The organism is Leucobacter viscericola (genome assembly GCF_011299575.1).
Classification (GTDB): domain Bacteria; phylum Actinomycetota; class Actinomycetes; order Actinomycetales; family Microbacteriaceae; genus Leucobacter; species Leucobacter viscericola.
On the sequence record NZ_CP049863.1, the window covers coordinates 3685394 to 3697133 of the forward strand.

The window sequence follows — 11740 nt, forward strand, 5'->3', positions numbered from 1 at the left end:
CATGTTCTCCTAGATGGGCATTCCTGCGCCCATGCGGGCAACGTTGAGTAGTTCAAAGGGGTCGACGCGCACAACGTCACCAACCTCGACTTCGCCGAGGGGTGGCGCAGTGAGCGCCGACGTGTCGATAACGGCATAGATCAGTGCGTCAAGGCGGTCCGGTGAGCCGTGCATCTCAGAGCGCATGAGCTTTTTCGGTGTAATCTTCAGGGCGCCATGATTGTCTGAGTCTTGGGTGACGGCAAGCATTTGATCTTTGAGGATCTTGTCGGTGGGGTCGAGGTCAATCTCCTTCATGCGAAGCTTGAGTCGAAGGTCGTCGTGATTCTCGTCGCGTGCGCGCACCCATTTCGCTTTGTCTGTCGATGAAGCCGAGCCAATGACCCGAATTACGACATACTCCGCCTCGGCGAACTCCTCGAGACGCATGAGCATGGTTGCGACGCCGCCGCCGAGGCCCGCAGCATCGAGACGAACTTCCGTTGCGCCGATGTGATTCGCGATCGCGTGGATGCGTCGGGCGCTCGAGACCTCATCCTCCTTGGACCACACTCCAGATGTGGTGCGCCGGATCTCTTGACCATCCTCGTCAACGCCGTCGACGTAAGTGATTTCCTCGTCAAATATGCGAGCGATTCCGCCGCGATTGACATACACGACACTCTCATCGTCACCCATTGCCGCAAGGTCGACGCCCATGATCGGTGGCTCACCGCTTGCAGGTAGCTCACGCTCTTGCGCGGCCACAATGTCATCCTCAGAGAAGAAAGCGTTGTCGGTCTCGCCGGGGAATTGCCCTTCAACTTTTGCGAGAAAGCGAGCCTCTTTCTTGCCGTTACGAATCCACACACGTTGCTTGTGCTCGATCCACTTCCTTGAGGTCAAACCGCGCATCATGCGCTCGTTTTTTTCGAGATCCTCGGGGTAAACGATCTCGCCAGTCATTGTAGGCAAGTCGTATGCCGAAATAGTGTGTAGATCGTACTCTGAGGCAAGAACTGGGTCGTTGAATCCGTCGTAGAACGGTGTGGCTCGGCGGTCCGGGTTGCCAATGCCTCCCATGCGGGCCTCGCCCGAAGTCATGAGCGCCTCGATCGCGGTGAAAATGTCTGCCGATACACCACCGGCCTCGTCCAGGAGAATGAGGTTTCGGCCGCTTTCTTTGCGGAGACCCTGGAACGTAGAAACGGCATCGGCGGCGCCTGGGACACTGGCGAGCGCAAGGGTTTCAGAGCCGCCCGCGCTCGGGATGTGCTTCCACTCGTTCTGCTCGCTGATCCAGCCAGGCCACGGCATCGGCTCGTTGCGCTGCATCGCAGAAGCCTTCACAGCGCCATAGCTGTTCTTGATGTAGGAAAACACGCCCTTCTCAACCTGACGGAGAGTCGGGGCGGTGGCAATTACCAGGGATTCGCGCGGATCAAAGGCAGTAATCCACCACATCGCCCAACGCGCGGCCTGGAAGGTTTTTGCGGTGCCGTTCGCGCTCTTTACTAGCGCGCGCATCTTGGGTGTCGTGAGGACGGACTGACTGATCTCCGCCATTTTGGCGTAGGTTCGCTCGCCGAGGATGTCGTACTGCCATGCGGCAAAGTCGCGCTGGTAGAGGCGATTCTTGGCCTTGCGGCGCATCTCCGCGAGCGCGCCGTCATAGACGGCGGGGTGCAGGGAAAGCTGCGTCGAGTTGGTCACTCTTCTATCGCCTCGTGCTTGGCGATCTCGTCGCGCGCGTGACTGAGAGCTTCGATCATGAGTTCATCCCACAGCTCGGCAGGAACGCGCTCACGGAGTGCTCCGCGCATGTAGCCGAATGCGCCATCGACAACCTGGGCCATAATTCGCCCCTGGTTACCGTAAAGCTTGTTGAGGTCCTCCTCGGTGGCCGCTCCGAGCCTCTCGGCCTGCGCGGAGAGCTGCTTTACGGTGGCGAGAATGACCTTCGCCTTATCGAGGTCAAAGTAGCCATCTTGGAGCGTGGCGAGCAATGCGGAGAGCGTTAAGTAGAGGCGTCGTTGCTCCTGTTGCTGCGTGAGCCAATTCTTTGACTTAAGAAGCTCCTGTGTCCTACTCGCAATGCGCTCCGGGGTAATGAGGCCGCCGAGCATGAATGAAATCTCTTCAGGCGACCGCGAGCCAGCGAGCTGGAGGATCTTGTCATCCATCGCATTCGCTGGCCGAGTCGCAATATTCATAGCTCATAGTTTACACTTAGCCAAGTCATAGATAGAATGTTTCTGAAACCGACTCTCACCTGTCAGTTTCAGCCTCCACTCGCACGCTGTGTGCAAAACGAAACCCCCTGGAATGCGCCACGTCAATGGCCCAGGGGTTTCGCTCTTGAGGAGGGTGTTAGGACTTCGGGATCTCGAACCCGAGATCGGTGTATCCAGTTCCGTACTCGGGATGATCTTCCTCGCGCTCGGGGTCGGCTGGGCGAGGTGCGGGTGGAGAATCTAGGAACCCAACACGGTCCAGGGCCCAGTCCACAAGGGTGTCATGAACTGCCACTAGATCCTGCCTCTTTCCCGACGGGCCGAGAGCTCCAGCGGGGAATAACCCCTCCGCCATGTGGTCCATCCAAATCGAGCCGGGATAGACGGGGAGCCGTCGCTGGAAACATGCGGTGCGAGCTTCCTGAAGTAGTCGACCACCTGTTCGCGGCGCCAGCCATGCACGTCAGGGAGAAGGAGCTGGTAGTAGACCCCGGCAAGAATTCGAAGGAACCCCGCAGACCCAAGCAGGCTTGTCTTGCGCAATTCTCGGGGCTGCAGCTGTCCCAACTGCACTGAGCGCAGCGGGGGAAGGCTTCAGTCAGGTCGTCAAAGAACGCTTTGGCGCGATCGGCAACATGACGCTCCTCAAGCTCCTGATCCTGACGGCGACTCACGCGGCCATTGAGGCCAACAGTGACGTTCTTGATAATCTCCGCAACATTCTTTGCCGACAGGAAGTTCTCCGACTTCCTATTGATGCGGTCGAGCTCCATCTCAATTCGGCTTGCAAGGAGTGGGGACTCGAGCACCATTGGCAGCGCGCGGTTGACGACCTTTCGAGAGTCAAAGCGACTTCGAACTGACGCCGTAATCCCGAGTGCGTTGTCGGATATGTCAAAGAACATCTGACGATATGCGACCGGATCTTCTTCGATGTAAATCTGAATCGCTGCACGCTCTGAATCCAGGCGAGCGTACTGCTCCTCAAGGAGCGCAATGTCGTCACGAATGTATCGACTCGCGGCCCCGCCTGGATCGTTTCGCTCAGCCTTCTGCAGGGCCTCTCGTGACTTGTCGAGGTCGGCGACGATGTCGGCTGCTGCAATAAAGAAGCCGAGGATGCGGTGTTGCCCGTCGAGGATGTTAACGTCTCTAGCTGCCGATCGCGCGATTTCAAGTACGCCAAACTTTGACCCAGCAACCTCGTGTAGTACCTCAAATTTGAAAGGTGCTGGAGCTCGCAAGATGAGGCTGGGGATCACCCATCTGGTTTGGGTTCGAAAATAGTCAGCAAAATCCTTTGCGTGCTTTGCTCGAATGGCGCGGTTACTCTCCACCGGACGCTCAGGATCAGGGCGCACGATCAAGCTGGTGATCTGCAAAAGCGAGAGATCGAGGTTGTAGACCACGCGACCGCCCTGCTTAAACCGGCTCGCAAAGTAGGTGTCGGTCGTAGAGTACCCGCTTGGTACTTGTGCTGGCATAGTGGTAGCCACTGTCGATCCTCCAATCTGAGATGCCCGGTTTGGCACCCCTACAGCGGAGGTTCAGTCTAGCGACAGTGGCTACCGATGCGCAATTATTTAGCCGACAATTATGGCCGGTGCGCTTCCAGGGCTGCGAAAGGGACGGAGTAGCGAATGTTGCGGCCAAAGTCCACAAGCGCAGTCTCGACTATCGGATAGACCTTCTCGACGCGAGCAAGGAGCTGGTTGAGATAAACCACTTCATCTCCAGTCCTAAAGCTCTTTCGGGGACGATCCTGCGTGAATGGTGGCGTGACCCGGGTTGCAGTGCTATTGCGTGACATTCGTTTTCCCCTTTTCTTGTGCGAGCGCGTCCTTCCGGTGAATAACGTGCTCGTTGGTGGTGTGCATTGCTCGGTCAGACATTCCCGACGTGAGCGTGAGTTTCTGGATTCCATATCGGCCGTCATGCGTTGATCGAGAGACTTCCCAGTCCACCTTGCCGCCCTTACTAAAGCGAACAAGGTCGCCTGCTTTGAATTGCTCGAGGCGATTACTCATGTTCGGATACTCGCTTTCTCGTGGGCTTGCCTGTAGGGGTGAGGAGTATGCGTCCGTCGCGGTCAACTGCCACGCTGTATGAGCCGCCTCTGGCTGCTGGCACCACCGAGCCGATGCTGATGCGACCGCGATCGTCGGCGTTGAGCGTTCGAAGCGCAGTTGAGAAGGAGCTGGCTACGTCGGCGCTCATGCGGCGCCATCCACAATTCTCAAGCAAGTGCCCGTCAGTTCGCCCTCTTCTGGGTCTCCCGCGTCAGGGGTGGTGTACGTCGCTGGTTCAAAGACCCATTTGTAGTCCTCGGACTCGCGAAGATGGCCGAGGATCACTAGGCCATCCTCGTCCTTCACAGGGATGGGCCCGAGGAGGATTGATTGGGTGCGATCTGACAAGCGAGCAAGCATGGGGATCGCGGTACTGATGTCACTTGCTGCCTCAGCGGTTATCTCTACCATGAGATTTCCTTTCTAGTTATTCGAACATATGTTCGAACGGGGGTTGGTTAGAGGGTAACAAACCCCTCCGACAAATGCGCTACTTCGACTTAACTTCGATGGGATTGCAAGTGCTTCCCTTGGGCGTGCCTGCTGGACCCTTGGGGGTCGCTGATGCTCGTCTGGGGTGTCGCGGTTCCGCTCAGTGCACTCGTGTTCTAGGCGCTTGATCTCGAGCCGCAAATCGGCGTTTTCATGGGCGAGCTGGTCAACCTTGGCAAGGTATGCCAGCTTGAGTGCGCTGTCAACGTCCCGCTCCAACTCAAGCTCAGCTAGGCGAGTGCTCCTCGCGCCATCCACCGCAATTCTGGCCTCTAGGGTCGCGACGCGGCTCTGGAGAAAATTGAGTGCATTTGTAATGTTCCTGCGTGCCTGGTTACTCTCGCTGGAGTCGTAGCTCTTAACGCCATTGAGGTCGCTTTCGAGCTGGCCAGTAGCGTAGATTTGTGTGCTCACACTCACACCGCCTTGCCGCCGTGCATATGGCCCCTGGTCGCGTTGAAGGCGAGCTTTTCCAGGATGACCTCGGCGAGGGAGAATCCCGCCTCATCGGCGAAGTCGAAGGCGCGAATCACGATGTCAGCCAGCTCGGATGGGACCCCCTCCGGCTTCGCGGTGCCGCAACTTTTCTCGACCAGTGACTTAACGTCGCTCGAGACAGCCCCGCCCAAGCGGCTGTCGGTGCCGGAGTAGTAGCGCTCTGTGGCAGTGTGGCCGTTCCGCAGCTCCTCGATCGCTTCGGTGACCTCGGTTCCAATGAGCGCGAGCTTGGTGATGTAGTAATTGCGAAGCGCAGCGTCGCCACCTTCTCGCGTGCCACTCATTTCCCGGAAGAAGTCGCCTTGGGTGCGAAAGCCGCGCTTGGCGTTGCCTTCGCCGATGACATCCTGGAGCGCATCCAAGGTTGAGTGGGGCTCGATGGTTGAGATGGAACCCCGCATTACGCGGCCTCGTATTCAGCTTCGGCGTCCAATTCGGGCTCGTCGGCGTCGATCTGCAGCTCGGGGTTGGCGCCAGTTCGTCAACATCTGATGTCGAGATTGTGCGCGTCTTGGGGTAGCGATCGGCGGGGAAAAGACTCTCCAGGACGTCGACGCGGAAATCGGAGAATACGATCTCCGAACTCTCGGCGGTAATGGGGCTCGGCTCTGCGATCACCATAGGCGCCGACTTGATGGCGAAAGCGGCGGCCGTTTCGCGATTCTCGGGAGCTTCGATGTTTTCGACACTGAAATCAATCTCTCGCTCAAGGAGCCAGCGCTTCGTGATGGTGCAGGCCATGCAACCTCGCTGTTTCGAGTAGACAGTGATCGAGTGTTCCTGGGGGATGGTGACTGTTGGCATGTGAGTCCTCTCTGGTGAGTGCGGTTCGAATTAGCTGGCTAAATGTGACTGGAAGGAGAGGGGGTTAAACCTCTTCGACAAATCCGAGGGCCTTGTCCTCGGGAATGAAGCCAGAGCGAATAGTTGAAGGGGCGGCGTGTGATTGGGCGGCGTGTTTCGGCGCGCTTGTGAGGTTACTGCCCGCATCCGAGAAGTCGCCCTCCATTGCCACGGGGATCCCCGCCCAGTTCTGGTAGGTCACTTCGCGAACGACGCCGTTCTCGAGGCGCTCCGTAAAGCGGAGCCGCGACTGGTCGACTGACATGGACTGGAGCTGGGAAGGGGTGATGTCGAACTGGGAAAGGAAGGGTGTAAGTAGTTCAAAAGGCTTCATGAAAGTCAGCCTAACACCAATATGGGGAATTTAGTGGGCTAAATGTGGGAATCTAAACCACCGGGAGGGCTGGGGGTCGAGAAGTTACTCAGTTAGCGGCACTCCGCGTCAAATGCTGCGGTGGCCTCAACAAAACTGCTCGAAAACTTCGCAATTCCAGCCTCGTCACCTACCTTCAGAGCATCGGCATACTGTCCAGCAACGGTGGATAGCGAGGCAAACTTTGGAGAGGGGAGCAGCTCCTCGAGGTTCTTCATGACGCTAAACATTGCGGCGTTGTCTGAAGCATCCGCCTGCGCGATGCGATGAGCGGCCTCGTCCATGATCCGAGTGTAGGTTTGGCAATCCGTGGAGGTAGTCGTGCAGCCAGTGAGCCCGATCGAGGTGAGCAAAACGACTGCGGAAGTGAGGCCGAGGTTACCTGCTTTGGAGGCATGATTTTCAGAATAGCGTAGAAAAAAAATTGGGGCCAGTGTGGGGCAAAAAATGGGGGAACAATGAATAGTGTGCGCGGGGCGGCCCAACCACCACGTCCCCCCTCTACGCGCCACAAATCGCGACCTTTCCTTCGTCTCGCCTTGCGCCACGTTGTCTCTTTGTGTCTCTTGCTGTGCGCTGTGTGCCCGGGGTGTCTCGCGGTCGCGTTGACTGCGTGTTGCTTGTCGTGCATGTGTGCATGAAAGTGGGCCTTGCTTCCCGCGATGGGTTGGAATTGATTGCATATTTTATGCTGAATTAGTTGACTATCCTACGCATTAGTGTAAACTGGAGTCATGGGAAACGACAGGAATGAACTTACCGCCCCGGCCTCCGCGCGTCACGCGGGAGCTGTCGAGCCGTGGATCACGGCACGCGCCTACGTCAACCGTTACGGCTCACACCGTGGCAAACATGGCGTAACTCATGGCAACCCAACACGCACTGAGCGCCGCACTGTAGCGCGCGTTCGCACCGCGTACCGCCTGCTTGTCTCGCGCCCTCGTCATGGCCGACACGGCACTACCGCGCCACTGTCACGCGGCTGCGAGCACTGGGAATGCCAACTACTTGATGTGTTCTGCACGTTCACCACAGCCAAGCTCGCACCCGCATTTAGCTAGCTAATTGACTCTCACGTATAGGACTAGACCAATGACTGAAACAGATGACCGCACGCTAGCCGCCCAGCATGCCGATAGCCTGATCGCTGACATTCGCAACCGCACTGAGCAGGGCGCGCCATTCGGGTGGCTTGACCCTGAGTCGGGCGAACCTCTTGATGAATGGCAAGAGGATTGCGTGAGTGTTGCCGCGATTGATTATCTGGGTGACGCGCTCGACATTCGCTATATCGTCAACAATGATCGGAGTTACCGCGCGGCTCAAGTGTGCATCTCACTCGGCGGCCCTAATGTGTGGATTGACACCGATGACAAAGAGCTCCAGGTGTACTGGGACGGCCGCTCTATTCGTTCGCTACCTAGCGCCTTCGTTGAGGCGATAGATGAGGCGTTGTCTGAACTATGGGAGATGGGCGCATGAGTACCCCAACCCTCGCGCCGGTAACGGCCAAGCCCGGCTGTCAGCCGCCGTGCAAGATTTGCTGTGCAGGTTGCGCCGATCCCGAAAACCACCCACACGCGTTCGACTGTGAAGAATGGAACAGATTATGAATAGCTCAGTTGTTGTTGAGTTCCGCGCCCGTATCCGAGAGGTTGACGGGGTGAAGTACGTGAGTGTTCCAAAACTCACACAGAGCCACGTTATCCAGGGTGACAAGGCCACCTATACGCCTACAAGCCTCGTTCTCGCCGCTGCGTTGCTGCGACTCTCGCAGGGCGCGCGCCGCGTCGATTCTCCGATGCTTGAACATGTGAGCGGTGACTTTATCGGCACCTTTCGTGTTCGCCTCGGTACGTGGGGCGTAGTTCGCGCGGCACAAGCTGCGAGGCGCGAGGCGATGGGCGCGGCTGGATAGTCAACGCGAGCGCCTGGGGAATATGAGGACCGCTGTTATCGTGCCGCTCTCGCCGTCTTTCAGCGCGCTGCACACCCGGCGGCATTAGTCCACTAAATCAGTAAGGAATCGGCGCTACCGCGCCGGGGAGGATCGAAGCAATGAACACGCTAGCCGAGGCAGTTACTCGAACTATTGAGAGCGCGAACGCCGCTGCAACGAATCACTGGGCAATGATCGAATGGACTATTCGATATGACTTTACTGACGCAGAGTCACAGCGCTATCACTTGCGCGCGAGCCGCAGCGGCGCGGAACTTGGGTATTGCGTGAGCTAGACGCACCTGGCTGCGACGGTGGGGACACGTTGAGTCTGGTCTGGATTGATCCCAGCGTCATCTCACGCATTCACTCAACCCCCGGATCATTCGACCTCATGGGCGCGCCGGTTATCAAGCCTTGGCTCACCGGTCTTTACAAAGATAGCGAACTCGTGTTCGCCTAGCCGGCCTCAGAACTACCTCACGACACGGAACGGATCAAAGCAATGTCGAACTACGCAACTCATAAGGCAACCGCACGCGGCAAGGCTCAGACGCTCGCACGCAAAGCGCACCGACGCGCGAAGTATGGGAGCGCACGATGAACCCGACCGAGTGGCGTGAAGTGTGCCGCCTCGAAGATGCTGAAGAGCGGCGCGAAGCCCGCGAGGCTCAGAAACGGTTGCATGACAAAGCCGTGGAGCGTCGACGTAAAGCCAAGAAGCAGAGGAAGCGGGCTGGACGATGATCGCCGAACTGTGGCGGTTGCTCTCAGAAACCGGCTTCGGATCTTCGCTGATTTTGTTCGGGGGACTGGTGGCAATTTGCTACACAGCATTCGGCAAATCGGACGATTCGGCAAGTTCAAGCGCTGAGGACTTGAACTCAGTCCAAGAAGTCGATTTACACTAATATGACGAACGAATTTCGACTCTTTCCAATCTCAATATACGAACATATGTACATATAGCAATATAGCTAGATGTATTTAGATGATATTTCTCTCGTCATATTAGTGTTACGTCAGACAACTGACCTCTAATCTCCAAATACCCAACCACACGCTACGATCTGGAGGGATCGCAATGTTTAAGCCAATTTCACCCCGCACCGCTGCGAGATCAATTACCGCCCGCACTCGCCGCTTGTGGAGCCTTTCACGCTCCAATTCAAGCCCATCACGCCATAGTAGGAACAACAATGTTGATTCATGGCAACATGAATATGTAAATAATTTGCAGGTTCATGGCGCAATGAAAAACAACATTGTTGCACCTACCATGCAGTAATGGTCAATGTCTGACCATCAAGTTACACTCGAAACCAAACACAAGCCAGCTCTGGAGGAACCGAAATGGCACGCAAATTCATACCGAAAGACCCAGCTGTAGTTTTTTCTGCGCAAGGGAAACTTGACGTGTTTCCAGGTTGAGAAGGTGAGTGACTTCAGGTCGGATGGGTACTACGTGACCAGTGTCGAGAGTGGTCTCGTTCTTCATAAATTCGACACATACGAAGAGGCTGAGCAAGAGGCGAAAATGCACGCGAACCCGCCTACCGAGCCAGAGGCGGCTAAGGCGTGGTATCGAGCACACCACGGACCAGACCTCGTAAGCGCGTAGTTTCGCAAGCTGTGGGCCAAGTTTTGAGTCGCGCTCATAAACACTAATATGTAAAATAGCCAACTAAAACCCGAAGGATCTTAGCAATGAGTACCAGGACAGTCGATGAGAAAAACCGCACGATCACGGAGACATTCGAGACCGAACGCGAAGGGATCGTGCTGGCAATCGTAACCACGCATTTGCCAGGCCGAATCTTGACCAGGGCTCGACGGCGTGAAGTAACCCCGCTGGGGTTTCGTGAGAAGTTCACTTCTGTGGCCTCGAACCACGCACCAGTGCCGCGCAAGAGCGCGCAGTGCAACCGCTATAGCCTCAAGCGCCTAGAGGCTGAGCACGCGGCCTACATGGCTGAGCACGTTTCAACCCCGAGCAAATCGAAGCGCTCACGACATGGGCGGAGCGGTTCTGATGGGTGCCGCAAGTGAACGGGATCAAGCTGTCACGCTGAACCTGGCGGATGCGGTCACCAAAGAGCTGTTTGAGGCAATCTTGGAGAAGTTCGACCTCGACCACGGAACGCCGAGTTTGCGAGGGTGATTATGTCACGGTGGAAGCGCCGAACCACGCTACGTGCATGGTCGACATCGCTCACTGCAAGAGCGTTCGTGATCTCGTGGAGGCGATGGCGGGTGAAATCGTTGATTTTGATTCCGATGAGGAATTTACGAATTGCTGGAGCGCGGAGTTCGCAGAGCACAACGGCTTCACGCCGCTCTCGTTCATTCGCGGCTTGGAAGAGGATGCACGGCACTTCCGCCGAGCATCTCGCGAAATGAAGAAGCTGCTGAAGTGGGGGATCTGAAAATGAATACGAACACCGAAATTAGCCAGCTAAATCGTGACGAGCTTGCGCACGACGCAGCGCAGAGCTCATTGAAGCTCTGTTCCACGACAGCGAGACGGTTTGGAAGCTCGCGCCGATGTTCAGCTGCGCGCAATCCGACGCGATGCAGCGTTTGATCGAGCTAGTCGGCCCAGTTCCAACGAGAGCCGAACTCGTGCGGCTGAGTGGCGCGAGTCCCACATTCTGAACAAGATCAATGGCCACCACAACGGACCCAAGGGGTCGCCTGATGCTGTCCACTACAACGAAAAGCTGGATCACGAATTGTCTCTTGTAGTTCGCCTCGCGAGCGGAGAAGTGAAATGAGCGCTAAGCCAGAAATCGTTCAAAACGGTGTCACCCAATGCACCGGACCCCATTCGTCAGCTCATCGACTACACCTCAGATTTGGTGCGCGAGCTGTCAGAAAACCCGATCGTTGTTGAAGTGTTCGGCTTCGGTGATGACCTCAACCGCTTCACCGAAATTCGCGAAGCCCTCGCCCGGAAAGGAATCTACGCATGAACGCCAAATCAGACAAGAACCAGAGTAGGACGGTGCACGGCATGTTTGCACGAGTTAATGGAGTAGTGGCCGCGTTTGCGCTGATCGGCGCGGTGGGATTGACGGTGACGTTGAGCGCCGCGTCACTCCCCGAGGTAGATCCTGTGAAGGTTGAAGCGGTGGAAATCGCAGAAACTCCCGAGGCGCCGCAAATTGATGTCCGGAGGTTGACCAGGCCGAGGCCGAGCAAGTCGCGGCACCGGCCCTTCCAGTGCCAGCGGTGGTCACCGAGGCTGAGTCGACTGAGGTAAACGACACCTCCGGCTTGCCGAGTGAAGGAACGCTCTCATTACCGCCGTGCG

18 protein-coding genes are annotated in these 11740 nt (G+C 56.9%); 8 read left to right on the plus strand and 10 right to left on the minus strand.

The features are described 5' to 3' along the window. Window positions 1–9: 9 nt before the first annotated feature. The 10 genes from G7068_RS16225 to G7068_RS16270 all read right to left on the minus strand — a co-directional run bounded on the left by G7068_RS16225 (window position 10) and on the right by G7068_RS16270 (window position 6772). Window positions 10–1692: a hypothetical protein gene (locus G7068_RS16225; protein WP_166292853.1), complete on the minus strand. Its 1683-nt coding sequence runs from the start codon at window positions 1690–1692 to the stop codon at window positions 10–12. After that, on the minus strand, window positions 1689–2192 hold the full coding sequence (locus G7068_RS16230; protein WP_166292854.1) for a hypothetical protein: 504 nt from the start codon (window positions 2190–2192) through the stop codon (window positions 1689–1691). The genes G7068_RS16225 and G7068_RS16230 overlap by 4 nt, the downstream gene beginning before the upstream one ends. A 157-nt stretch (window positions 2193–2349) precedes the next feature. Continuing rightward, window positions 2350–2508 carry a hypothetical protein gene (locus G7068_RS16235; protein ID WP_166292898.1) on the minus strand — a complete coding sequence of 53 codons (159 nt, stop codon included), beginning with the start codon at window positions 2506–2508 and terminating at the stop codon, window positions 2350–2352. Then, window positions 2495–3709 (minus strand): DNA sulfur modification protein DndB, encoded by a 1215-nt coding sequence (locus tag G7068_RS16240; protein WP_166292899.1) that lies wholly within the window; start codon window positions 3707–3709, stop codon window positions 2495–2497. The genes G7068_RS16235 and G7068_RS16240 overlap by 14 nt, the downstream gene beginning before the upstream one ends. Window positions 3710–4009: 300 nt before the next feature. Beyond that, window positions 4010–4240 carry a cupin domain-containing protein gene (locus G7068_RS16245; RefSeq protein WP_166292856.1) on the minus strand — a complete coding sequence of 77 codons (231 nt, stop codon included), beginning with the start codon at window positions 4238–4240 and terminating at the stop codon, window positions 4010–4012. Further along, window positions 4233–4430 (minus strand): hypothetical protein, encoded by a 198-nt coding sequence (locus G7068_RS16250; protein WP_166292857.1) that lies wholly within the window; start codon window positions 4428–4430, stop codon window positions 4233–4235. The genes G7068_RS16245 and G7068_RS16250 overlap by 8 nt, the downstream gene beginning before the upstream one ends. Continuing rightward, on the minus strand, window positions 4427–4693 hold the full coding sequence (locus G7068_RS16255) for a hypothetical protein (protein ID WP_166292858.1): 267 nt from the start codon (window positions 4691–4693) through the stop codon (window positions 4427–4429). Before G7068_RS16255 ends, G7068_RS16250 begins: the two co-directional genes overlap by 4 nt. Window positions 4694–5190: 497 nt before the next feature. Continuing rightward, on the minus strand, window positions 5191–5556 hold the full coding sequence (locus tag G7068_RS16260; protein ID WP_166292860.1) for a nucleoside triphosphate pyrophosphohydrolase family protein: 366 nt from the start codon (window positions 5554–5556) through the stop codon (window positions 5191–5193). A 584-nt stretch (window positions 5557–6140) separates the two neighbouring features. Continuing rightward, on the minus strand, window positions 6141–6449 hold the full coding sequence (locus G7068_RS16265; RefSeq protein ID WP_166292862.1) for a hypothetical protein: 309 nt from the start codon (window positions 6447–6449) through the stop codon (window positions 6141–6143). A 92-nt stretch (window positions 6450–6541) separates the two neighbouring features. Further along, window positions 6542–6772 carry a hypothetical protein gene (locus G7068_RS16270; protein ID WP_166292900.1) on the minus strand — a complete coding sequence of 77 codons (231 nt, stop codon included), beginning with the start codon at window positions 6770–6772 and terminating at the stop codon, window positions 6542–6544. Window positions 6773–7222: 450 nt separating this feature from the next. Between G7068_RS16270 and G7068_RS16275 the strand changes: the two genes are divergently transcribed. The 8 genes from G7068_RS16275 to G7068_RS16310 all read left to right on the plus strand — a co-directional run bounded on the left by G7068_RS16275 (window position 7223) and on the right by G7068_RS16310 (window position 11689). Next, a complete protein-coding gene (locus tag G7068_RS16275; protein ID WP_166292864.1) occupies window positions 7223–7549 on the plus strand; it encodes a hypothetical protein in 327 nt (108 codons plus the stop codon). Window positions 7550–7580: 31 nt separating this feature from the next. Further along, complete coding sequence (locus G7068_RS16280; RefSeq protein ID WP_166292865.1) at window positions 7581–7970, plus strand: hypothetical protein; 390 nt, start codon at window positions 7581–7583, stop codon at window positions 7968–7970. Between the two features lie 115 nt (window positions 7971–8085). Next, a complete protein-coding gene (locus G7068_RS16285) occupies window positions 8086–8406 on the plus strand; it encodes a hypothetical protein (RefSeq protein ID WP_166292901.1) in 321 nt (106 codons plus the stop codon). A 304-nt stretch (window positions 8407–8710) separates the two neighbouring features. Beyond that, the gene (locus tag G7068_RS16290) at window positions 8711–8890 is read left to right on the plus strand and encodes a hypothetical protein (RefSeq protein ID WP_166292902.1); all 180 of its coding nucleotides are present in this window, start codon (window positions 8711–8713) and stop codon (window positions 8888–8890) included. Between the two features lie 1551 nt (window positions 8891–10441). Continuing rightward, a complete protein-coding gene (locus tag G7068_RS16295) occupies window positions 10442–10588 on the plus strand; it encodes a hypothetical protein (RefSeq protein WP_166292903.1) in 147 nt (48 codons plus the stop codon). Between the two features lie 37 nt (window positions 10589–10625). After that, window positions 10626–10853, plus strand: coding sequence for a hypothetical protein (locus tag G7068_RS16300; protein ID WP_166292904.1), 228 nt, complete (start codon window positions 10626–10628; stop codon window positions 10851–10853). A 375-nt stretch (window positions 10854–11228) separates the two neighbouring features. Further along, window positions 11229–11399: a hypothetical protein gene (locus G7068_RS16305; RefSeq protein WP_166292905.1), complete on the plus strand. Its 171-nt coding sequence runs from the start codon at window positions 11229–11231 to the stop codon at window positions 11397–11399. Then, a complete protein-coding gene (locus G7068_RS16310; RefSeq protein ID WP_166292906.1) occupies window positions 11396–11689 on the plus strand; it encodes a hypothetical protein in 294 nt (97 codons plus the stop codon). Before G7068_RS16305 ends, G7068_RS16310 begins: the two co-directional genes overlap by 4 nt. Window positions 11690–11740 lie beyond the last annotated feature (51 nt).

Coding starts and splice junctions, on each gene's coding strand:
- G7068_RS16230 (WP_166292854.1), bottom strand. CDS start 2,192: ATGAATATTGCGACTCGGCCAGCGAATGCGATGGATGACAAGATCCTC.
- G7068_RS16245 (WP_166292856.1), bottom strand. CDS start 4,240: ATGAGTAATCGCCTCGAGCAATTCAAAGCAGGCGACCTTGTTCGCTTT.
- G7068_RS16250 (WP_166292857.1), bottom strand. CDS start 4,430: ATGAGCGCCGACGTAGCCAGCTCCTTCTCAACTGCGCTTCGAACGCTC.
- G7068_RS16255 (WP_166292858.1), bottom strand. CDS start 4,693: ATGGTAGAGATAACCGCTGAGGCAGCAAGTGACATCAGTACCGCGATC.
- G7068_RS16260 (WP_166292860.1), bottom strand. CDS start 5,556: ATGAGTGGCACGCGAGAAGGTGGCGACGCTGCGCTTCGCAATTACTAC.
- G7068_RS16265 (WP_166292862.1), bottom strand. CDS start 6,449: ATGAAGCCTTTTGAACTACTTACACCCTTCCTTTCCCAGTTCGACATC.
- G7068_RS16270 (WP_166292900.1), bottom strand. CDS start 6,772: ATGGACGAGGCCGCTCATCGCATCGCGCAGGCGGATGCTTCAGACAAC.
- G7068_RS16275 (WP_166292864.1), top strand. CDS start 7,223: ATGGGAAACGACAGGAATGAACTTACCGCCCCGGCCTCCGCGCGTCAC.
- G7068_RS16280 (WP_166292865.1), top strand. CDS start 7,581: ATGACTGAAACAGATGACCGCACGCTAGCCGCCCAGCATGCCGATAGC.
- G7068_RS16285 (WP_166292901.1), top strand. CDS start 8,086: ATGGAACAGATTATGAATAGCTCAGTTGTTGTTGAGTTCCGCGCCCGT.
- G7068_RS16295 (WP_166292903.1), top strand. CDS start 10,442: ATGGGCGGAGCGGTTCTGATGGGTGCCGCAAGTGAACGGGATCAAGCT.
- G7068_RS16300 (WP_166292904.1), top strand. CDS start 10,626: ATGGTCGACATCGCTCACTGCAAGAGCGTTCGTGATCTCGTGGAGGCG.
- G7068_RS16310 (WP_166292906.1), top strand. CDS start 11,396: ATGAACGCCAAATCAGACAAGAACCAGAGTAGGACGGTGCACGGCATG.